The organism is Pseudoalteromonas luteoviolacea, from assembly GCF_001696455.1.
Lineage (GTDB): Bacteria > Pseudomonadota > Gammaproteobacteria > Enterobacterales > Alteromonadaceae > Pseudoalteromonas > Pseudoalteromonas luteoviolacea_C.
In genome coordinates this window covers 498,947-519,976 of record NZ_MAUJ01000002.1, presented here as the reverse complement: position 1 = coordinate 519,976, position 21,030 = coordinate 498,947, and the positions used below count along the sequence as shown (strand labels likewise).

Sequence of the window (21,030 nt, the reverse complement as noted above, 5' to 3'; positions counted from 1 at the left end):
TAAGCTTATTTTTATTGTAAAAACATCAACAGATTGCACCTGTTAACATTTAAATGCCTTTAATCAGCTTCTCTTTTGAGTGGTAAGTTATCAGTAAAGGTTATGCTTATCAATGCTCTTGGTTGTTTTCTATGGTTTGAGGGTTTTATCTAAATTAGCGTTTTAAAAACCAAAATTTAACAATTGTAAGTGCCTTCCGTGTTTCCCATTGTTTTAGCTCGAAGGTAGCTTCTGAATTCAGTGTTTGGTGTTTCTTTAAAAGGTAAATTAATCAGGCTTTCAGTTAGATGCAGAACCCAATTTATAAAATGGTTTTACAGATTAATAGCAATTATTGCAGTTGATTTTTTATGGCTATGAGTTAGAGCTTTTACTCATTGCGAGGAGGTTTGTTGTTAGATTGGCAAAAGTTGGATGTATTTAATTCTGCTAAATAATTCCTTGGTCTTTAGCGTGTTTTAATTGTGTGCAATATGTTTTTCAATGGTTTTTATGTTTAAATTGTTAGAGTTTTTATTTTAGTTTAGCTGTAGTGTTAACGGCTTTTTGAGTGAGTGGTGTCAATTGAGCTAGTTTATTATTTATTTAATAATATTCGGTCTTATTTAAATGGTTCGTGGTGTTTTCTTTATGGCGCGTTAAAATGTTGCGACTCACCATTTAGCTACAGAAACTACCTTAAAGGAAATCTAAGCAATGAATCCAACAGTAAAGCCTTATTGGGCTCTCACGCTTATCTCGTCTGCGCTACTTTCAACTCATATAAGTGCAAAAGAGCTGATTAACAATGGAAATTTCGAACATAACATTTTAAATGAAAGCCACAAGTCAAACAGTGTAAATGATTGGGTCGCAACGAATGGAGCTGGTTTATACAACCCTACAATTAGCGATTTTACAAATGAGACGGGCATTGGCAATGTGGGCTTTGCTGAACAAGGGGAGGCGCTATCTCAAGACTTAGGTGTCTCGCTTCAAGCAAATACTCAATACATTATTAACTTTGCAGTGGGAGAAAGCCATTTATCAACTTTAGGTAGCTATGCCGCGGGATTGCGCGTTAATGGCCGCTATTTACCAATAACAATCTCAGGTACGCCGAGTCAAGGCAATTTCACCTCAGTGTCGGGTGCGATTTCAATCAATGCAAGCCATCAAGCTTTAGTTGACTCTGGCACTAATGTTCATGTGGAGTTGACCAATACAAGTTCATCTACAAGTACCGTTTTTTTTGACGATGTATCATTAATTCAATCCCCCATTTTGACCGATTATCCATATACAAATAATGGTAATACCGAAATCCAAGGCGCTTTACGCTTAACACCTAAGTCAGCTGCCCCCGTCAATTGTGTGGCTAATCATGCTGGTGCTATGTACTTTGATACAAGCCAAAATCAGATCTTAATTTGTGATGGCGCAACATGGCGTGAGTTTAAAGGAGAGCAAGGTCTACAAGGGTTACGGGGCGAGCAGGGGCTTCAAGGAGTAGCGGGAGCTCAGGGGCCGCAGGGTGAGCGAGGTTTGGATGGTGCAGTGGGTCTGCAAGGTATTCAAGGAGTTCGTGGTCCCCAAGGAATTCAAGGGTTACAGGGCCCACAAGGCCCTCAAGGTGTAGCCGGTACGAGTCATTGGAATGATGGAGCAAGCGAAGTAACAACGACAGTTAAAGTAGGGATTGGTACTAGTGCTCCGGCAGCTGCATTAGAGGTTATTGGTCATGCCATTGCTCATCCACCAATTCAGTATAATCACTTGGTGACCAAAGGTTACTCTGACACTCAAAATGCCAACACTCAGAGCAATCTACAAGCTCAGATTGACAGCTTAGTTGCGCTTGTAAATCAGCAACGTGCAGAAATTGATGCTTTAAATAAGAAGGTATTTGGTGCGCAAGGCGCTACGTGTAAGGAAATACTAGACAATAATCCATCGTCACCTTCTGGTGTTTATACCATTGATCCTGACGGTGAGAAAAATGGTGTGGATCCATTTCAGGCGTACTGTGACATGGTAACTGATGATGGGGGGTGGACACTAATCGGCACATATGCCAAATCGACTCCGGGTGGAAAGGCCTATTTGAGTCAGTATGACGACCTTCCTGATATCACGCCGCATGACCCAAGTGCTACGGGTATGTATAAAGGTGTTCTATCTGCATTTTCATCAGTCAGAGAGCAAGTCGGTTGCGCAGCGTCTGATTGTAAGAGTGTATATGGCTTGAACCTAACACAAAACGAGCTAGAAATAATCAGACGTTCGTGGGCGTATACGGAGCAACAAGCGCAATACGACAATGGTGATGTTGTACCTAATTGCTCTACTTCTTATACCAACTATAATGCGAATTACCCTGCTTGTGTTTCGAATGTCGCGTATAAAAACCCCACAGTAGTGGGCTGGCAGAGAAATATCTACAACGCTGCTTGTTGGGTTGCATTAGGAGATTACGCTGGCGGAACTGGGTCGGGTTTGTGTAATGGGACAAATTCAAACGGTACACGTTCGGCTTTGTTGTGGTTTAGATAGTTGTAATCATCTCGATGGTGAAAACCCAAACTCCTTCACCATCGAGAGTACTGTTTACGGCAAGTACGCACAGTGCCTTAATTTGACGGGCTTAGAGCGCGCAAAAGATCAATTTTCAAATGAGATGAGTATGAAAAGATTACTAATAAGCGCTCAGCAGAAAGACACCTCGTTGCGAATGGGTGTACTAGAAGGGGCTCTTTATCGGCCAGTGCATTTAGACATCGATCGAAAACTGGATATTTACAATTGAAAAATTACATCCATGAGTGCTGAGTGCATGATGGCAGATATTGGTGGGGGAACCAGTCACAAACTGATAAGTCGAGAACCTTTAAACCATCGTGAAATCAAGGTTGGTGATCTAGTACTTGTTCAGGTTATTGAAGATGATAAAGACCTTGTTTTGAGCTCAACAATACGGCTTGTTGGTGAGTATTTAACAATCACCTTAAGTAAGAACGAAAAAGTTGAGCTTCGAAAGAGTAATTTAGCAAAACTTGCGCAAAATATTAAGGCATCAGGCAAGCAAGCATTAGACTCTTATACAAAAATAGAACTTAATAACGGATGTGAATTAGTAAATGAAGAGTGCATTGAGTTTGAACTTAGGGCATTGCTATTACATTGGGAAACCATATTAGAAGCGTCTATCAAATTTAAAAAGCCTCTTTTTATACATCAACATACTCAGCCAATGAACACGCTTTTAGAGCAGGCTATATCTCAGGGAGTGACAGAGATATTTACAGACAGTCAAGATATGTATCAGTCACTGACAAGCTATTTAAGCGTGAAATATCCAAGCTCAAAAATATACTTTTATGATGGCCAATTAGATATAATTGACCGCTATCGAGAGATTGATTGGGAAAACGCCAAAGTCAAAAAAGGTGTGAGTGGTTTTTTGTCTCGGTTATTTAAAAAGTAGCAAACATTTGTGCGACTAGAGTTAAGGTACAAGACATCATGAGTGTAGAGTCAGCAATGAGTAGGTTGGGGTATTCAGTTGAATGGCTCTCTTTGGGAATACTTACAGAAGACTATATCTTGGCGCAATATGCTGAAATTGAAAACTCTGAAGACAAAAATGCTGAACACTATCGATGTGGTGCTTTTACAGATTATTTAAATTCTAAAAAAGAACTAACCGACTTCGAAGTACACAACGTATTTAAGCTGCGGGATAATGGTCCCGACAACTGCAACTTGCATGAAGATCGTATTATACAACTTATACATGTCAATATTCTTAGTGATGACCAACTGAATTTGCTAGAAATATATCCAGAAGTTTTGAAAAAGCCTATACAAAAACGGTACTTTCGAGAGCTGCTAATTCGAAAAGTCAATCGCACCTCTATTGATGATTGTTTTTTCGAAATAAAAGAAACGCGCGATTCTTATGTTCAGGGGTATATTCTTACACTAGATAGCCTTTTACCCAAACACGTAATTTGGCTACAAGAAAATGGCATAAATAGACGCGTTCGGAACGTCGCTAAACAGTTGTATGCAAACCGAAAATTTATGGGTTCTAGTGAGTAGAAGAGATTAACTTTTGGTGGTTACTACACTAGTTGAAGAGCTGTTGTATGCCACGAAAAACATGAGTTACGTAAGGTTGAAAGCTCAGCTAGCGCACGCATTCTCTATTGAATTATCCAATAGACAAAGTGGATGGTGAGGGGAGTACGCCTTGTGGCAAGGGGGCGATGAGCTGAGAATAAAACTGTCCCCCAACTTTGTCGCAGGTGAAGGTTTTCATGGGAAAAAACGCGAGAACTCCCTACTTGCTTGAAGTTGCAGGGAAGGGCGATCTTTGTGATATTCACGAAAGCATTTTGAGTTGCCTACAGAATTTTAACTGATTCGTCTCGAGACATTTTAACAACTACCGAAACAACTTGACGGTCTACACATATGAATATAACAACTGATGATTTATTTGGCTTAGCACTGATTATTTTTGGAGTCTACATCCTATTAAAAGGAGAGGTTAAACTGCAAATTGTAGTAAGTAATGGGGTCAAAAGTTCCGGGACTGTATTAAAGGGTATTAAAGCTAAATTAATTGGCATGGTTATTGGTCTAATTGGTGTCGCGATAATCGCATTAGTTAACACCGGTGACGTGATTGTCTCATTATAATTGTTGAGTGCCACATTGAAATAGTATGTGCTCGATGTTCTAATTAAAACTGGCAACTAAACATGCGAAACAGTAAAGACCATGTTTGGCTAAAATAATCACCGCTTAGACTTACACAAGGAGTTAGTTTGAAACAAGCGCTTATAACATTTTCGTTATTAACTATGATATTTGTGAGTATCAACGCAGAAGCTTGTAGGCCCTGTTCAAAAGACGTGGAGGTTTTCGTTTTGAAGCAAGCTTCGATTGTACTTGAAAAATCACATTCTTTTGATGAGAGAAAAGGCTATGTCACTTTTATTGCAGACATTGGTCACAACAAACTCAGTAACCTTAAAATAACTGAAGTTTATCCTGAAGGAATACCTGAAAGTGCAATTAAAGACATGATTAAGGGCTCCAAATATCGTCTCATATCTAATAAAAAGGGGCATATTGCTTGTGAAGCCGAAGCACATGAGCTGAGCTTTGCTTTTCGCTTACCTTAGTCAACTTGTAGCTTGCCAATCGACTCAGAGAAAGAGGTAGGCTACTGCTTATAAACATCTTTTGTCTTAAGCATCTCGTAAACTCTATTTTCTCTTGCTTTATCAAAACCTACTTCGTCTACGTATTTTTTAGGGTTTGAAAAAGTCCCAAAAAGCAAATCCCAAATTGCTAGGCCATAGTTTTGAGCATGATGCATATGTTTGTGATGGACTCTGTGCATCTCAGGCCTTTGTATAATATACCCGAGCCAATAGGGTGTTTTTAGGTCTGCATGAATGTAAATGTTGTACAAAGCAGCAATAATTAAACTGACTCCAGTCCCATAGGCGTCTAAGCCTAGTAGCAAGTAGCAACAAAGTGCATTTAAAAACGTTGCTGCAATGCCATCAAATGGATGTAAATAAAATGCAGTTAGCGCTTCAATTCGTCTAGGGCTGTGGTGGAGCTGATGAAAAATACGCCACAGTAAATCAAACTTATGCATGGCTCTGTGCCACCAGTAAGCGATAAAGCTGGTAAGTAAAAACCCCAGTCCACCTTGAATGAGCACATGCTCTGTTTTTAGATTAAAGAGAGAGGTTGCCTGGAGTACATCAATAAATACAAGGCCTGCCACAATCGCAGTGACTGACTGAAACAGGCTAATACAAGAAGCCAGTATCATCCATCGACGGTCACAGGCATTTTTTGATGCAGGCGCAACCACCTCCAAGGTAAAAACACACAAAAAGGCGGTGATAACAATGGTCAGAGTCAGGAGTTCCATATTTTATTAAACTGATGTGTTCCAATAGGTTGATGTAATGCACTCAGTTGACCCTAGTATTGCTAATAGGCCCCTCAGCTTGGTTAGTATAAACAAACATATCACACTTTAAATCCAGTTTGACATTGCCTAACCGTCGCTTTAGCAAAACCTGTTGACGTCTTAGTGGCTATTTGTAGACTCGTTGAGTTAACTATGAAGGAACCTTTAAGTTATTCTTTTACCCAAAGAAATAATATATTATTAACACCTGTTTTGAATATAGGGCGCTAGAATAGGGGCCTTATCAGTTTATACTAGGTTATCTATGAAACCTTTCTCTTTATCAGTTGTTTTGGCTGCCTCGCTATTTGGCGCAGGGTGTCAGCAAACCTCTATGCAATCACCTGAAGTCGCAAATAAAAATGAAAAAACTATCAGAATTGCGACTTTTAATGTCAGTATGGAAGCCACTAATTACAATAGTGATGCCGACATTGATGTTTCAGGAAATGCGCTGACCAATGCTTTAAAAAGTGGCAAAATCCAACAGATCAATAACATCGCCCAGATCATTCAAAGAACACGTCCAGATGTCATTTTGCTCAATGAGTTTGACTATATAGCAGACCCTAAACAGGGGATTGAGCTATTCAAAAAAGCCTATCTTGAAGTGCCTCAAAATGGGTTTGCGTCTATTGAATATCCTTATGTATATCTTGCGCCAGTCAATACAGGTGTTAAAACCCATCTATCAGGTAAAGAGTCTCGCTTAACGCACTTTGGCTTTGGTAAATACCCTGGGCAATACGGTATGGTGCTACTGTCTAGATACCCAATAGATACAAATCAAGTGCGCACCTTCCAAAACTTTTTGTGGAAAGATATGCCTAACAACTTGATGCCAGTTGATGATAAAGGTGGCAGTTGGTTTGGTGAGCAAGCACACGAAATTATGAGATTGTCATCTAAATCTCATTGGGACATCCCCGTTAATGTGTGTGATAAGCAAATCAATGTGCTGGCCAGTCATCCGACACCTCCGGTCTTTGATGGGCCTGAAGACAGGAATGGCAGACGAAACCACGACGAAATTCGTCTATGGAAAGACTACATTAGTGACTTAGGTAATGGTTATTTATACGATGATAAAGGTCAGCGAGGTGGAATAATCAATCAATCATTTGTTATTTTGGGCGATTTGAATGCTAGCGCTGTCGATGGTGACGCACATCCAAATGCAATTAATCAGTTATTAAAGCATAAACGCATTAATAGTTATGCAGCACCAGAGTCACTGGGCGGTAAATTTAACAAGCCAGAAAATGTGAATGGCTCTACCCACACGGCACATTGGGGCATGCGAGCTGATTATGTACTCCCTTCGGCAGATTTAACTGTGCTGAACAGCGGTGTTTTTTGGCCCAAAGAAGGCAGTGAAGGCGCAGAACTTGTGGCAAACCGCGGTGCGTCTTCAGATCACCGATTAGTTTGGGTCGACATTAAGCTGCCAAATTTGCAATGCTCAAACTAGTTTGAGTATTGCATCAGTTTTAATACGGACTGTTGGCTTCTGATAATTGGGATTATTAGATCTGACAGTCACCTACGAGAAAATTATAGCCTTTCAACAAAACGACTTACTCAGTGTAATTCGTTGGATACCAGATATTCAATTCTCAGTGAGAAGCTGAAGTGGCGACTACGAAATTCTGTTCGTTAATTTGTATACAACTCACGCAGTTTTGTGCACTGACTCAACACGCCAAAAAAAGTGGGCCAAACACCAGCCCAGTACCAAAACCAAGTGTACTAAGGTTACCGGAGAGTGGACGCTTCTCTGTCATCATTATTAGCCATCGTATTATTTATCTGGGCGGTAAAATACAACGAGTTTGTTTCCATCTAAATCACGAAAATACGCAGCAGTGTACGCGCCATTGTCTCTGGGCCCAGGTTGGCCTTCACATTCAGAGCCAAGATTAATGGCTAGGTTGTAAGCTTCATTTACAAGCTGCTCATTCGGTGCTTTCAGTGCCAGCATCGTCCCATTACCAGATGTTGCGACATGCCCATCATAGGGTTTAGTAATTGCGAATTTAGTACTGGAGTCTGCAAATGCGTAAAACACAACTTGGTCGGTTTTAGCAATTTGCTTAGCGCCAAACAGCTTAAGCAATTGATCATAGTATTTTATTGCTAATTCGAGGTTATTTGTACCCAGTGTTAGATGTGAAATCACTTGCCCTATTCCTTCTAGGTGTGTCGGTTTAATAAAGGCTAATACTTAGCTAGCTAAGTGTTAGCTGTAAAACAAATTTTAGAGTTTTACTCTGTCCATTACGCCAATATTAGCGTTAGTTTTATCAGTACTCCAATTGCCAATTTAAACAAATATGTTTTTTGATGATTAGAGCTGCAACACATTGCTTATTGCATCGCTTCTATCATCGCCGTCTTCTTAGCTTTAAATCGCGCTTCACACTCTTTTCACGTCCAGACGTTCAAGCTGCACTTATCAAATCAGTAAAAGATTATTTAAGGAGTGAGCATGGGTATTAAGTTGGATGTAAGCCGTTTAGATCACACGGTTCAATTGGTAAATGGAAACCAGCTACACTTGCTAAAAGCTATTTCGATGGCGGTAGAGCCGGGTGAGCAAATCGCTATTGTAGGTGCATCTGGTTCTGGAAAATCTACTTTGTTGTCATTGTTAGCGGGACTTGAAAATAAGCAACATGGACGCATTGACTATCAACATGATAATCAGCAACTAAATGAAATCAATCATGTCTCTGGCTTTGTATTTCAGCATTTTCATTTACTACCCGAGTTAAACGCATTACAAAATGTGGCATTACCGCTGTTACTAAGAGGCGAAAAGAGCGCCGAGGAACGAGCGCTTGAAAAACTACGTATTGTAAAAATGGAAGATCAAGCCTTGCAGCCAGTGACCAAGCTAAGTGGTGGTGAACAACAGCGGGTCGCAATAGCCAGAGCATTGTGCAGTGAGCCAAAAATCATCTTTGCTGATGAGCCCACCGGAAACTTAGACCAATCTACCGCAGAGCAGGTGTTCGAGCATATGCAAATCGGTGCTAAACAGTCTGGCACGACAATGGTCGTGGTGACGCATGACCTGAATTTAGCGGCAAAGCTAGACAAAATCTATCACTTAGAAAATGGAGAGCTTAGGTTATGATGGATGATTATATTCCAAAGGACGTGCACAAGCCTCGATCTACCTTGAGCAGCACTAGCGCGAGCTGGTTGTTGACCAAAATCTTTTTCGTGCAAGTTCGAAAAGGGAAGCATTTAATTCCTTTGCTCAGTTTAGCACTGTTATTTTTGTATTTAAGCTTGACCAGCGTGCTCGGACAAGGGGTGGATAAGTATTTAAATCACAATCTACAAACAATGCTCGGTGCGGATACACAACTTAGTGTGAGTCGAGATTGGCATCATGATGAGATTGACTGGGTAAAAACGAATGCAGTTGAACACAGTTATATCGAGAGTTATGACATCACTCTGAGCGGCAATGGAACATACAGCCATACGAAGTTAAAAGCAGTGGGGCAAACATACCCACTAAATGGCCATATAACGATCTCTACCGATCAACAACTTACACCTACTTTGATGTCAACGGGGCCTAAAAAAGGGGAAGTTTGGTTAGAACCGCATTTAGCTCGGGCATTGAAAGTCGAAGTCGGTGATAAAGTCAATCTAGGCACCACTACACTATTGGTGAGCGGGCTGCTATTAAATGAACCTGATAGAATCATTCAAGGTTATAGCAGTGATAGGCGAGCACTCGTTTCTGAGCAAAGTTTGCAGGGCCTAAATATACAGCCATCAGAGAGACAGGTATTGATCAATCATACCAGTACATTGTCTCCAGCTATTCTACAACAGCTGCAAACCAGTAGCGCAGATATGCGTGTTGTGAGTAAGTTGCTAAACAATTATCCAATGGCACATGCTTGGCAGCGTGTACAAAACTTTATGGGACTTATCAGTTTTGTGATAGTGCTACTTACGTGTTTATGCTTATGGTTAAGCCAGCGTAGTCATGTTGAACCGATTCAATCGGTGCTTGCTGTGATGCTGGCAAATGGAGTAACGCATAAGCAAATCCCAGTGTTAGTGTTAACACTTATTGCCTGCATTCTACTGATCAGTTTTTTGCCTGCGATGGCCCTAGCATTAATTCTTGCGGTCGTTATTGAGCAACTTGTTCAGCAAAATATGTTTGAAACCTTCGAGCTTATGTGGGACATGACTGGCGTTGGTCAGGCTCTGCTGATGAGTGTAGTTTTGTACGGTTTATTGACCATTCCAAGTTGGGTCAAACTGCTAAAAAGTACGGTTAGAGACTTACTCGAAAAGCGAGAGAGCGATGCGGTTACCTTTATTGTTAGTGGGCTATGTCCATTGTTGTCACTATTGGTTGTCGTATTAATAAATACCGACAATTGGGTGTTAACTGGTCTGCTTTTAGCTGGTCTGGGAGTGTGTCTTATTATGCTGCTGGCTCTCACTTGGGGACTACTGGGATTAGCTAATCGCTTCTTTGCCAATAAGGGAGGAGTCGTAGCTTTTGTACTATTGCTTATGAAGCAAAGGTTGAACGTGAAAATGGTTCAAATATTGGCGTTAGGCCTCAGTGCGACCTTACTTTTGCTGTGCTTGCGCATAGGTCAAGATGTGAATAGTGCACTAGAGCGCGCATTGTTTGAGGACCAAGGGAACGTTTTTGTTACGCAGGCGGATCTTGCTCAAAAACAAGCCATGGAAGCATTTGCAGTTAAACATGGTGGTGAAGCTAAAAAATTTAAGGCATTTCAAAGTGCACGTGTAACACATATTAATGATGTAGTGCTTTCTGAAATAGATGCGCCGCCGAGTGATTCTCGGACGCGATTGGAGCGTAATATCAACCTACATTGGCAGCAGGACCAACCTGACAATATTAAGGTTGTAGAGGGAAGTTGGCAGTATGAGAGACAAGACATTCCAGCAATTTCAATGGAACAAGAGGTGTTCGAAGAGCTTAACTTGTCGATGGGCGATATAATTACAATGCAAATTGGTAACCACAGCCAGAAATTTAACATTGCCACAGTACACCACTACCGTTCTGGCAAGGATTCGATTACGTTTTGGTTTGTTGTGCATCAGGTTGATGTACCTGTCCCCAGCGAACAAACGTTATACATGGGCAGTGTTGACTTGTCCCAAGAAGGACTTGAGCACTTAGGTGAAATTTGGCAAGCACACCCTAGTATCAGAATGCTGAGGGTAGAAGAGCTGCTCTCTCGAGTACGCGGTACGATCGAAACCTTTATGTACCTTATGCTGGCTTACGGCTTTTTTATTAGCTTGATGAGTAACTTGCTGGTCATTGCGTCAATTCAGACACATTTACAAAGAGATAAGCTTAAAAATGGGTTGTTATTGAGCTTTGGCTTAAGCGAACGGCAAGGTCGAAATATGTTGATAGTTGAATGGGCTATTTTGACCATTGTACCGGTGGCTTGTGCGCTTGCCTCAGTATATTTGTTTATTGGGCAGATCTATCAAGAGGGGTTTGGCTTCACCTATAGACCAAACAACCTGATGTTATTTTTAGAAGCGCTGACCATTGTACTCGTGATTGCTTTTGGTGGCATTTGCTTAAGCCGAAAGCAGCTCAAGCAAAGCGTAACAAATTTACTAGAGCAACGAGGGTAACCGACGCTTGAACGCAGCAATGTAGGCCTCTACATTGCTGTATCAGCTTTATATTCACTATTTTCAATAATCTAAAGCGCTAATTGCGGGTGAGGGCATAGTATATTTTAAGCAGTTTAAGCCTCCTTCTAGTCGCTAATCGATAATATCCCCTACTAACGAATTACCTAAACACCTACTTAATAGTAATACTTTATTGTTTTTTACTTGTTTTTACTGAAAGCAACTAATTACATTATTGTTGCGCAAATGTTTTTATTCAAAGGTCAGAGACCTCTTTGAAAGCTCAACATTGTGGTGCGTGAAAACAAAAATCAACAAGGAAAAACAATACAGTGGTTAATTATGAACGCTAAAAATGTGTTAAAGAAATTATATGCTGAGGGAGTCACACTATCTCTCCAAAATGACGAAATTACCTGCCAATCACCCGTGCCAGTATCTGATGAAATCACTTTGCTCGTGCGTAACTATGAGCAAATCCTAAGTGATTATATCCAGTCACACAATGCTTATTGGCATTCTCGGTTTTTGGGGTATGAGCCTGCTCTTTTGCATAACATGTGTATGCCAAACAATGATAATGGTTGCTTCACTCGATGTATTGATGGTGAAGAGTTTACGCGGTTTGAGTCCTCGCTCAGTAGTCAAAAACTGTCTATGCAAACCGCCATTTTGTATCGTTTGGGTGAGGCCATCTCGACCTATTGTGGGCAGTCTGATGTCGTTTTATATGTGTCATTGGAACAAGAAGGTGGTTCGCTTAAGCGTCCTATTCGTTTAAGCCAATCTGGAGTGCTGGTATCTGCGCCGACATTTCACATCCAGCTGCAACAAGACTTGGCTACAGGCTATGTGGACGTTGAAAAGATATACAAGTCGTTGGGTATTAATGGAGCCGATTGTCCGTTAGAGGCCATAGAAGTCATATGGTTGAAAAATAATGATAACGCCGAACTAAAGCAAAGAATTGCCTCAAACTCAAAGAGTAAAGCGCTCATTTTTATCCAGTTAAACGAACAAGGTTTGAGTTTAACTTGGCACTGGTTTGGTAAATCTATGAGTGAAAACTCACTAAAAACCATCGCAGATATCTTTGAGTCTAATTTGCTTCAGCACGCTTTGGCATGTCATAAATTACCTGAAAAGTTACTGAGTACATCAGACAATGAGCTGGACGTTTTAAGCGCTTTTGAAAGAGTCGCGAATCAACTCCCACAAAAAATCGCACTCAGATGCGATGGTGAAGAGCTCTGTTATCAAGCGTTGGCGTGCGCAGCAATGCGTATCGCATCGTCTTTACAGTCTGTTGGCGTAGAGCCTGGCGACAAAGTGGTTATCGCGCTTTCACGAAGTATTGCGCTGGCACAAGCAATACTTGGTGTTGTATATGCTGGTGGCGTTTATGTGCCGATTTCGCCAAAAGAATCGGCTTCACGCATACAAACTATCGTAGCGCAAAGTGAAGCGCGCGTGATTATTGGCGAACGTCACGAGCAAAATAGTAAAGTTGCGAGATTTTCACTAACTCAACTAACAGAGTCAGAGGCGGCATCTTATCGGCGCGTTAACCTGTTTGCTCAGTTGCCTCTTTATATCAATTTTTCATCTGGTTCTACCGGACAACCAAAAGGGATTGTTTGCGCGCACCGAGGTGTAACGCGGTTAGTGATAAATCCAAATTATATTGCTTTGGGCCGTGATACAGAGATGCTTTGCGCAGCCAATCAAAGTTTTGATGCATTTGTGTTTGAGTTTTGGGGAGCATTACTTAACGGCGGTTGCGTGCATATGGTGCCAGAGGCCAAGTTTAGGCCAGAGTACCTGCGCGAACTTTTTAATCGCCAAGTGAACACTGCATTTTTGACTGCGGCCTTATTTCATGCCTTAGTTGAAATAGAACCGAGTATTTTTAACGGGCTTGAACAGCTCATCGTGGGTGGAGATGTTGTGTTACCTACCCATGTTGCACAAGTCTATGAGCACAACGCTCAAATCCAAATTACTAATGGTTATGGCCCCACCGAAAACACGGTTTTCACAAGCTGCTTTTTGATACCCAGAAATTGGCCTAGTGAGATCCCACTTCCTATTGGGCAGGCAATTAATGGCACTGGTGTCATCGTTGCAACACACCAAGGCTCGCTTCTTCCCAAAGGCTGTGTTGGCGAGGTTATCACTTTTGGTTCGGGGCTAGCGGTCGGTTATTTAAATAAACAGCAAGAGACAGGATCGTTTTTTGAAATTGATACAGAGCAAGGCAGGTTGAGAGCCTATAAAACAGGTGACCTCGGTTATTTTGATAGCCAAGGTGCACTTCGGTTTTTGGGGCGGCGGGATGGGCAGGTTAAAGTCAATGGCTATCGCGTAGAGCTTGCTGCTATCAATCAGGCTTTATTGAGCCAGTTAAATGTGAAAAATGCGCACACGCTTGCTATCGGGGAAAACTCAGGCCAAAAATTGGTGAGTTTTGTACAGTTGGAAGACTGCTTTAAAGGACTGGATGTAGATTCTAAAGCGTCTTTATTCAATGTGTTAGAGCTTAAACTTCCTGCGCACATGGTGCCCAGTGATCTGGTTGGCGTTGGAGAAATTCCTCTGACGCTCAATGGTAAAGTAGATGACAAATCGCTTGTATCTCAGTACCAGAGGCGTCCTCAAAGGTCATTTGTAGCCCCCTGCACACCTGTTCAAAAAGCGCTATGCTCCCTGATTGAGCAGGTTCTTGAAGTGGCTGATGTTGGCATAGAAGACAACTTTTTGCACCTTGGCGGAAACTCCGTAAAGCTGCTTAAATTTCAGTCGCTTTGCCAACAAGAATTGGGCCTAGACTTTTCTTTGAATGCATTGTTTGAAGACCCTACCGTTTTGTCTTTATCCAAACTCGTAAACAGCAATCAGGCTGTTGATATTCCGCATGTGAATGAGCAGGTGCTCTCTTTTGCAGAGCAGCGGTTGTTGTTCATTCAATCAATCAAAGGCGCAGAAACGGCCTACAATGCACCTTTATTATTTGAATTGAGCACAGATTTCAAGTGTACCGCATTTATGCGGGCAATGGAGAAGGTTGCCTCAAGACATACCATTTTGAAAACTCAGTATCGCTGGAATCGCAATAGACAACCGTTTCCTTGGGTGTCAGGGCAAAGTTTTGCGCTTCGGCGTGTCAAGGTCAGTTCGGATGAGGCGCTTTATGACAAGCAGGTGAAATACGCCAATGAAGTATTTAACCTAGCGAATGAGCTGCCGGTTAAGTTGACCATTGTTGAGAAAGAACAAGAGCGGTATTTGGTGCTCAACATTCATCATATTGTGGTTGATGGGTGGTCCCTAAGTATTTTATTTAAAGAGTTAGCTCACTTTTATCATCTGCAAGGTGCGTTACCCTCACTCAATGTCACCTATCGAGATTATGCAAGTTGGCAGCGTAATGCGCTTGCAGGAGAAAAACGCCTTGATCTGCATGCATTTTGGCGGGGTTACTTAGCCGGCTCAGAAAATATGATGCTTCCTTATGACATGGTAAGGCGAAAAAACTTTGATTACATTGGAAAAAGCCAGTTTGTCACTTTGGACGCAGGGCTGTCGAGTCGGCTCAAAACTTTTGCTCAAACGCATAACACCACGCTTTACCATGTAATGCTCAGTGCGTTTTTTGCATTGTGCCAAAAACTATCTCAACAAGATGACTTAATAATCGGGACGCCTTTTGAAAATCGTTATGTGCAGCAAACGCAGTCATTAATTGGCTTTTTTGTGAATTCGTTGCCAATACGCGTGAAAATCGAAAAGGGCGATGTGACGATGTTGGAATTACTTAAATTGACCATCGCCAGCGTTGCGAAAGTACGAGTGCATCAAGCGTTGCCATTGGATGACATTGTTCAAGCGGTTGGCGCGGATTTTGACCCATCTCGCTCGCCAATTTTTCAAGTATTATTTAGTGTGCAAGCCTTTACGGAGCAAAAAGACTTACCGCAAGGAATGCGAATAATTCCCCAGCACCTTCATACCGCTGCGAAATATGATATGACCATTCTTATTGATGACAGTGACGATAACATTGTGATTGATTGGAATTATGCGACCTCGCTTTTTGAGTGTGAGACCATAGGTCGATTTGCGCTCATGTATCAAATTGTTTTAGAGCAGTTAACCACGATGCCGCACACTTTGTTGAATGATCTAGATGTGCTCCCTGAAAATGAAAGAGATATGTTGTTAAATAAGTGGAGCGGGCCCTCAAACACCGTACCACTGCGAAAGTTACGAATACATGAGCTCTTTGAAGAACAGGTTAACACGCGAGGTGACCAATCTGCGCTCAAATTCAAAGACGTTGAAGTCAGTTATAGGGAGCTAAACAAACGCGCCAATCAGCTTGCACACGGTCTTCTATTACAGTACGCACAGTCGATGAATTTGCAACAGCAGCATATCGGGGTATTTCAGTCGCGAGGTGTAGAGATGATTGTAAGTACACTGGCGATTCTTAAACTGGGCGCTGTCGTTGTGATGATTTCGCCGGAGTACCCCTCTGTGCGTGTAAAGGCGATGTTAGAGGACAGTCGCCCTTTATTCGTGATTTCGGATAAAGACAACATAAAAACGCTAAATCAGCATCATTATGAGGCCGTTTGCTATAGCAATTTTTTTGGAAAAAACAGTGCATGTGATGACTTAAATATAGCTGGAAGTGCCGACGCTCTTGCGTATTTAATTTACACATCTGGTACCACGGGCACGCCAAAGGGGGTGCAAACGACACATCGCGGCGTTGTGTCTTTGATCCAGAATAATGGATATGTTGAATTTTGTGCGGAAGACAGACTGGTTCAATTGGCAAATCCCAACTTTGATATGGCGCTGTTTGAAATCTGGGGCGCGCTCTGCCATGGGGCGACATTGTTTATCCCAGATAAAATACAGCCAAGTATTTCAGATATTCTCACTATTTTAAGGCAAGAGAAGATCACAACACTGTGGCTAACAACATCATTACTGGACAGTTTATATAGCCATGCCCCGCACTGCTTTGCCAATTTGAAATATCTCATATTTGGTGGAGAAGCGGCAAACAGTGAAACGATTCGACAAATACGGGCGTCAAATGCTTGTCCACAAAACCTAATAAATGGTTATGGACCTTCCGAAAGTACGATTGTGACAACCTACCGTTGCAACAGCTTTGATGGCTCTAATGTCCCCATAGGAAAGCCCGTGAATACGCGACGCGTGTATGTTCTTGATCAGTTTCAGCGCTTGGTACCCAAGGGAGTGCAAGGGGAGCTTTATGTCGCAGGAGCGGGGGTGGCTATGGGGTATTTAAACAGGGCTGAGCTCACAAAAGATCGATTTATTCCAGACCCTTTTGGTAAACATTCCGGCGCTATGATGTACAAAACAGGCGATTTAGTACGATGGCGAAATGATGGTGAGTTAGAGTTTTGCGGGCGTAATGACGGGCAAGTAAAAATACGTGGATTTAGAGTTGAATTAGGTGAGATTGAAAGTGTGTTGCTGGTGCATAAACATGTTAAGAATGCTGCGGTTATAGACTTCAAACATCAAGGTCAAACTCTCTTAGTGGCCTATGTTCAGATGTCAAAAAGCCAAGATCAAGTACATGAGGTTCAATTACATATTGAAAGCCAATTACCCTCGTTTATGCACCCAAGTGTATACATTGAAGTTGCGGACTTACCGCTGACATTCAATGGCAAGTTAGATACTGACAAATTACCAGTCCCAGTATTTGAATCCAAACGAGGTTACACAGGGCCAAGAGACGAGTTTGAAAGACAGCTTTGCTCAGTGTTTGAGCGGTTACTCAGTGTGCGAAAAGTGGGCATTGATGATGACTTTTTTGAGCTGGGTGGACATTCTATGCTCGCCATGCAACTCGCTCATCAAATTGAGGGACTAACAGGGCAAAACTTTACATTACGAAATTTATACAGCCATCGAACGGTGAGACAGCTTGCGGAGTTTAAACCAGAACAACCGGACTTTATTGACCCGGCTCAGTTTATTCTACCAGTGGCGCTAACTAGTGCTACCTTACCAAAAAGTGGTGGATTTGAATCGATATTACTAACCGGTGCATCGGGGTTTGTAGGGCGTTATACCCTAGCTCAATTATTAAAAGAGACAGACCTCACCGTGTACTGCTTAGTGAGGGCTGACAATCAAGCGCATGCTTCTTTGAAAGTTAAGCAAAGCCTTCAAAAAGCACGTTTGTGGGATGTAGAGTTTGAGCACCGGATAAGGGTGGTAATAGGAGATTTGGCGAAAAGTCGACTTGGTCTTAGTGATGAGAATTATCAAATGATAGCGAACAAAGTAGATCTGATAATTCATTGTGCGACGTATATGGACCATTTAGCTCAATTTGACCAAATGAAGGCGGCAAACGTAAGCAGTACGGTAGAGTTAATAGCACTACAACAGCATGGGGTGCCTAAACGGATGGTTTTTGTATCAACCACCGCTGTACTAAAACAACCTGGATTGGCTGATGAAAATACGCCTTTGGACACACAAAAACATGTTCAGGGGCAAGGGTATATCGCAACTAAGTGGGCATCGGAACTTTTGATCAAGCAAGCGCAACAGCGAGGGTTTGATATTAGTGTTGTCAGGCTTGGACTGACATCAGGGTGCCAGAAAACAGGGCTAAGTGATGAAGAGCAATGGCTGACGATGCTTATGAAGCTAACGTCTAATCTAGGAATGTGTTTTGAGGATAATCGCTTTCAGACAAGCATTTTACCTGTGGACTATGTTGCTAAAGCGCTGACGACATTGGCCATGCAGCCGAGCGTACTTCCTGTGTATCATTTAGCGAATTCTCAAGATATATATTTTGCCGATCTAGTCAGGGCCAGAAATAAGGTATCTGATACGCCGATTGAGCTGACAAGTTATACTCGGTTCATTGAGTCACTTGTGGATTTCAAATGTTCAGGGAATAGAGTCGATGGAGAATATCTATTCATCGATGATATGCGCAATCTTACTGGCGACATGATGGCAAATACTGATACTGGGTTTGCTCCGATTAGTAGTCAAAAAACTTGGCAATGGTTAGAGCAATTTAATTTATCTCCACCTGAATTGCGGGCACAGACTATCGCGATGTATTTTGCGGCTAGCCATTTGGTCGATTAAATAAGACCGGACAAGGCTACCTTATCAGAAGGTAGCCTTTCGTCTTCACAAGATAACTTCAAACAGGTTTGTGGCGCTTGTAATTACCAGTGGTGAGTGACATTCGTATTTTGCAAAATAACGATTTTGCAAAATAGAAAAGGTGGTGAGTGGGCGCAACACACGCCAGTTCTAAGGAAATCAAGTTTTCGCTGTGCCTTGGCGAGCGGCATTTCGCAAAATGTTTTGCAATTTGCAATAGTTCTTTGACGCGAGCGCTCTTTAAAGGAGACAAAAACACGCTCGATATCAAATTATATTCTCAATATATTGATTGCTTTGAATTTAAATTTCTTGGCTTGTTATTTGCTTGATTACGGTAAGCAAAGTTAACTCGGGTGTGCCCATGAAGCAAACGATTCATAAATTAGGTTTTTTGAGCGTGATGATGGTTGCGGCTGTCAGCAGCACAACAGCATCAGCCTCTTCATCATGTTTAAGTGGCCTGTTCGCCATCGATAGGTACGCAAGCACAGACGAGAGCGTTCTATATCATATTGACCCCTCCAGTAAAGGCGTCAGAGCAATACCGGGTGCTAGCATGCCTGCAAGTAATTTAGCAGGCAGTGGTGATAAGCTATATACAATTAAACGGCATGACAAAAACAGCAACGCGTCGAAAATTTATGCGTTTGATACAGCTACAATGCAGCAAAGCGAAATAGCGACGACAACGAGTTATCCGATTAAGCGCTCGGCAGTTTCACCGGATGGTGCATACTTGCTCGCCACGAGCCAGACTTATATGTACAAGTTCGACCTATCGTCGGGTGAAAAAACCATTATGGGAAAAATGAAAGCGAGTGACGCCGTATATGACGACTTTGACCACGGTGACATCGCGTACTCTGCTGACGGCAATCTGATTTATGTTCTCAACGCCAAGGCGTTATACGTATTAAATGATGGCGATATGACGCTAGATAAAATTGGCGATCACAACTTGCACTGGGCTTCGGGGCTCGCCGTAGATGATCAGGGGGTTATCTATGTGTCCGCAAGGGAACGAGGTGAAAATGCGAAAATTTACACATTAGACCCGCAAACGGCGCAAGCGACATATCACATGGATGGGCCGGAACATATTGCTGACTTAAGTTATTCTCAAGGCTGTGGAAACACATTACCCGTTATTGCACACGCATTGCAGCTTGAGGTCAATAAGGCGAATCAGTACTGGCTTGGAGATGGTCAAACAGGAAAAGTTGCAAACCTAGCAGGGTTTAAAGACAACAGCGTAAACTTTAATGATGCGGGTTTCCCTGTTGAAGCGAAAGACAAGCTCAATAAACACAACAAGTTTACCAAGCATCCAAATGCCAACCGGTGTGCACGGATGTGGAATAACTTTTTAGACCATCAATATACGTTAAACAGAAATGGTAAAGGAAGAAAGAAAAGTGATGGGAGCACCAAGTGGTATTTTTCGACGGCAGATGGTGCTTACAAAGTAATAAGAGCTAGAAAAGGTGTCTGTGAGTACGGATATGCGTCTGGCGAGGCCGGTAAGATACTATACGACACAAAAACTGGCATAGTGACAGTAGAATAACCTTTGACTTTATCGATATGATGGCGACTTTTAGCGATAAAAGTCGCTTTTTTAATTTATATTGAAACCTTTTTATGTTTGACGACGTCTCATTGGGGAGCAAACTATATATAAAATGACGACAAGGAGTGCTATGAAAGCTAACAAACTTGCCATTATCACCACACTATTAATCTCTGCAAGTGTTGCTGCTGAGATACCCTCGGAAATAACACATTTGCTGGAGTACGTTGAACAATCAGGCTGTGAATATGAGAGAAATGGGCGCTTTCATTCGGCAGCAGATGCTCGAGCGCACATAATGAAGAAGTACGAGTACTATCAGGATGATATTGATTCGACAGAGGACTTTATACATTATGCGGCAAGCAAAAGCGCATTGTCTGGAAAGTATTACAAAATTCATTGTTCGGGCAAAGAAGCCATTCGTAGTCAAGATTGGTTAATATTAGAGCTCAATCGTTTAAGGCGTGAACAAAGGGCTTTTAATAAATAGTCTCGCTAGAATGGTAAATTCGTATTTCCTCTGAAGCTTAATATTCACCTATTATAATCTTAGTCTGGTTATTTTTTTCAGGCCACTATTACCTTGAATTGTAACTTTACTCGTTTCATA

Annotated in this window: 14 protein-coding genes; 12 read left to right on the top strand and 2 right to left on the bottom strand. The window is 41.9% G+C overall.

The annotated features are described in order from the left end of the window. The first annotated feature begins 696 nt into the window (after positions 1-696). The 6 genes from A7985_RS27080 (at position 697) to A7985_RS10715 (ending at position 5,171) form a co-directional block, all read left to right on the top strand. Positions 697-2,532, top strand: coding sequence for a fibrinogen-like YCDxxxxGGGW domain-containing protein (locus A7985_RS27080; RefSeq protein WP_065790448.1), 1,836 nt, complete (start codon positions 697-699; stop codon positions 2,530-2,532). A 130-nt stretch (positions 2,533-2,662) separates the two neighbouring features. Further along, positions 2,663-2,785 carry a hypothetical protein gene (locus A7985_RS26895; protein WP_256096720.1) on the top strand — a complete coding sequence of 41 codons (123 nt, stop codon included), beginning with the start codon at positions 2,663-2,665 and terminating at the stop codon, positions 2,783-2,785. 27 nt (positions 2,786-2,812) lie between these two features. After that, complete coding sequence (locus tag A7985_RS10730; RefSeq protein ID WP_176716727.1) at positions 2,813-3,463, top strand: ribonuclease E/G; 651 nt, start codon at positions 2,813-2,815, stop codon at positions 3,461-3,463. Positions 3,464-3,501: 38 nt separating this feature from the next. Next, complete coding sequence (locus tag A7985_RS10725; protein ID WP_065790445.1) at positions 3,502-4,080, top strand: hypothetical protein; 579 nt, start codon at positions 3,502-3,504, stop codon at positions 4,078-4,080. 375 nt (positions 4,081-4,455) lie between these two features. After that, positions 4,456-4,683, top strand: a complete 228-nt coding sequence (locus A7985_RS10720) for a hypothetical protein (RefSeq protein WP_065790444.1) — start codon at positions 4,456-4,458, stop codon at positions 4,681-4,683. Between the two features lie 128 nt (positions 4,684-4,811). Next, complete coding sequence (locus A7985_RS10715) at positions 4,812-5,171, top strand: hypothetical protein (protein WP_065790443.1); 360 nt, start codon at positions 4,812-4,814, stop codon at positions 5,169-5,171. Between the two features lie 41 nt (positions 5,172-5,212). On the opposite strand, the gene A7985_RS10710 is transcribed toward A7985_RS10715, so the two are convergent. Next, on the bottom strand, positions 5,213-5,938 hold the full coding sequence (locus tag A7985_RS10710; RefSeq protein ID WP_065790442.1) for a sterol desaturase family protein: 726 nt from the start codon (positions 5,936-5,938) through the stop codon (positions 5,213-5,215). 307 nt (positions 5,939-6,245) lie between these two features. Between A7985_RS10710 and A7985_RS10705 the strand changes: the two genes are divergently transcribed. Next, positions 6,246-7,451 carry an endonuclease/exonuclease/phosphatase family protein gene (locus tag A7985_RS10705; RefSeq protein ID WP_081310512.1) on the top strand — a complete coding sequence of 402 codons (1,206 nt, stop codon included), beginning with the start codon at positions 6,246-6,248 and terminating at the stop codon, positions 7,449-7,451. A 330-nt stretch (positions 7,452-7,781) separates the two neighbouring features. Here the strand turns inward: A7985_RS10705 and A7985_RS10700 are convergent, their stop codons facing one another. Continuing rightward, entirely contained in the window at positions 7,782-8,159 is a 378-nt protein-coding gene (locus A7985_RS10700) for a VOC family protein (RefSeq protein ID WP_065790441.1), read from the bottom strand. Positions 8,160-8,468: 309 nt separating this feature from the next. Here A7985_RS10700 and A7985_RS10695 point away from each other — a divergent pair, with 309 nt between their 5' ends. The 5 genes from A7985_RS10695 to A7985_RS10670 all read left to right on the top strand — a co-directional run bounded on the left by A7985_RS10695 (position 8,469) and on the right by A7985_RS10670 (position 20,910). Beyond that, positions 8,469-9,119, top strand: coding sequence for an ABC transporter ATP-binding protein (locus A7985_RS10695; RefSeq protein WP_065790440.1), 651 nt, complete (start codon positions 8,469-8,471; stop codon positions 9,117-9,119). After that, positions 9,116-11,653, top strand: a complete 2,538-nt coding sequence (locus tag A7985_RS10690) for an ABC transporter permease (protein ID WP_065790439.1) — start codon at positions 9,116-9,118, stop codon at positions 11,651-11,653. The genes A7985_RS10695 and A7985_RS10690 overlap by 4 nt, the downstream gene beginning before the upstream one ends. Positions 11,654-11,998: 345 nt before the next feature. Continuing rightward, positions 11,999-18,823 carry a non-ribosomal peptide synthetase gene (locus A7985_RS10685; RefSeq protein ID WP_141685321.1) on the top strand — a complete coding sequence of 2,275 codons (6,825 nt, stop codon included), beginning with the start codon at positions 11,999-12,001 and terminating at the stop codon, positions 18,821-18,823. A gap of 385 nt (positions 18,824-19,208) precedes the next feature. Next, a complete protein-coding gene (locus tag A7985_RS10675) occupies positions 19,209-20,414 on the top strand; it encodes a YncE family protein (RefSeq protein ID WP_065790436.1) in 1,206 nt (401 codons plus the stop codon). Between the two features lie 133 nt (positions 20,415-20,547). Beyond that, on the top strand, positions 20,548-20,910 hold the full coding sequence (locus A7985_RS10670) for a DUF5329 family protein (protein ID WP_065790435.1): 363 nt from the start codon (positions 20,548-20,550) through the stop codon (positions 20,908-20,910). Positions 20,911-21,030 lie beyond the last annotated feature (120 nt).

Coding starts and splice junctions, on each gene's coding strand:
- A7985_RS27080 (WP_065790448.1), top strand. CDS start 697: ATGAATCCAACAGTAAAGCCTTATTGGGCTCTCACGCTTATCTCGTCT.
- A7985_RS26895 (WP_256096720.1), top strand. CDS start 2,663: ATGAAAAGATTACTAATAAGCGCTCAGCAGAAAGACACCTCGTTGCGA.
- A7985_RS10730 (WP_176716727.1), top strand. CDS start 2,813: ATGATGGCAGATATTGGTGGGGGAACCAGTCACAAACTGATAAGTCGA.
- A7985_RS10725 (WP_065790445.1), top strand. CDS start 3,502: ATGAGTGTAGAGTCAGCAATGAGTAGGTTGGGGTATTCAGTTGAATGG.
- A7985_RS10720 (WP_065790444.1), top strand. CDS start 4,456: ATGAATATAACAACTGATGATTTATTTGGCTTAGCACTGATTATTTTT.
- A7985_RS10710 (WP_065790442.1), bottom strand. CDS start 5,938: ATGGAACTCCTGACTCTGACCATTGTTATCACCGCCTTTTTGTGTGTT.
- A7985_RS10705 (WP_081310512.1), top strand. CDS start 6,246: ATGAAACCTTTCTCTTTATCAGTTGTTTTGGCTGCCTCGCTATTTGGC.
- A7985_RS10695 (WP_065790440.1), top strand. CDS start 8,469: ATGGGTATTAAGTTGGATGTAAGCCGTTTAGATCACACGGTTCAATTG.
- A7985_RS10690 (WP_065790439.1), top strand. CDS start 9,116: ATGATGGATGATTATATTCCAAAGGACGTGCACAAGCCTCGATCTACC.
- A7985_RS10685 (WP_141685321.1), top strand. CDS start 11,999: ATGAACGCTAAAAATGTGTTAAAGAAATTATATGCTGAGGGAGTCACA.
- A7985_RS10675 (WP_065790436.1), top strand. CDS start 19,209: ATGAAGCAAACGATTCATAAATTAGGTTTTTTGAGCGTGATGATGGTT.
- A7985_RS10670 (WP_065790435.1), top strand. CDS start 20,548: ATGAAAGCTAACAAACTTGCCATTATCACCACACTATTAATCTCTGCA.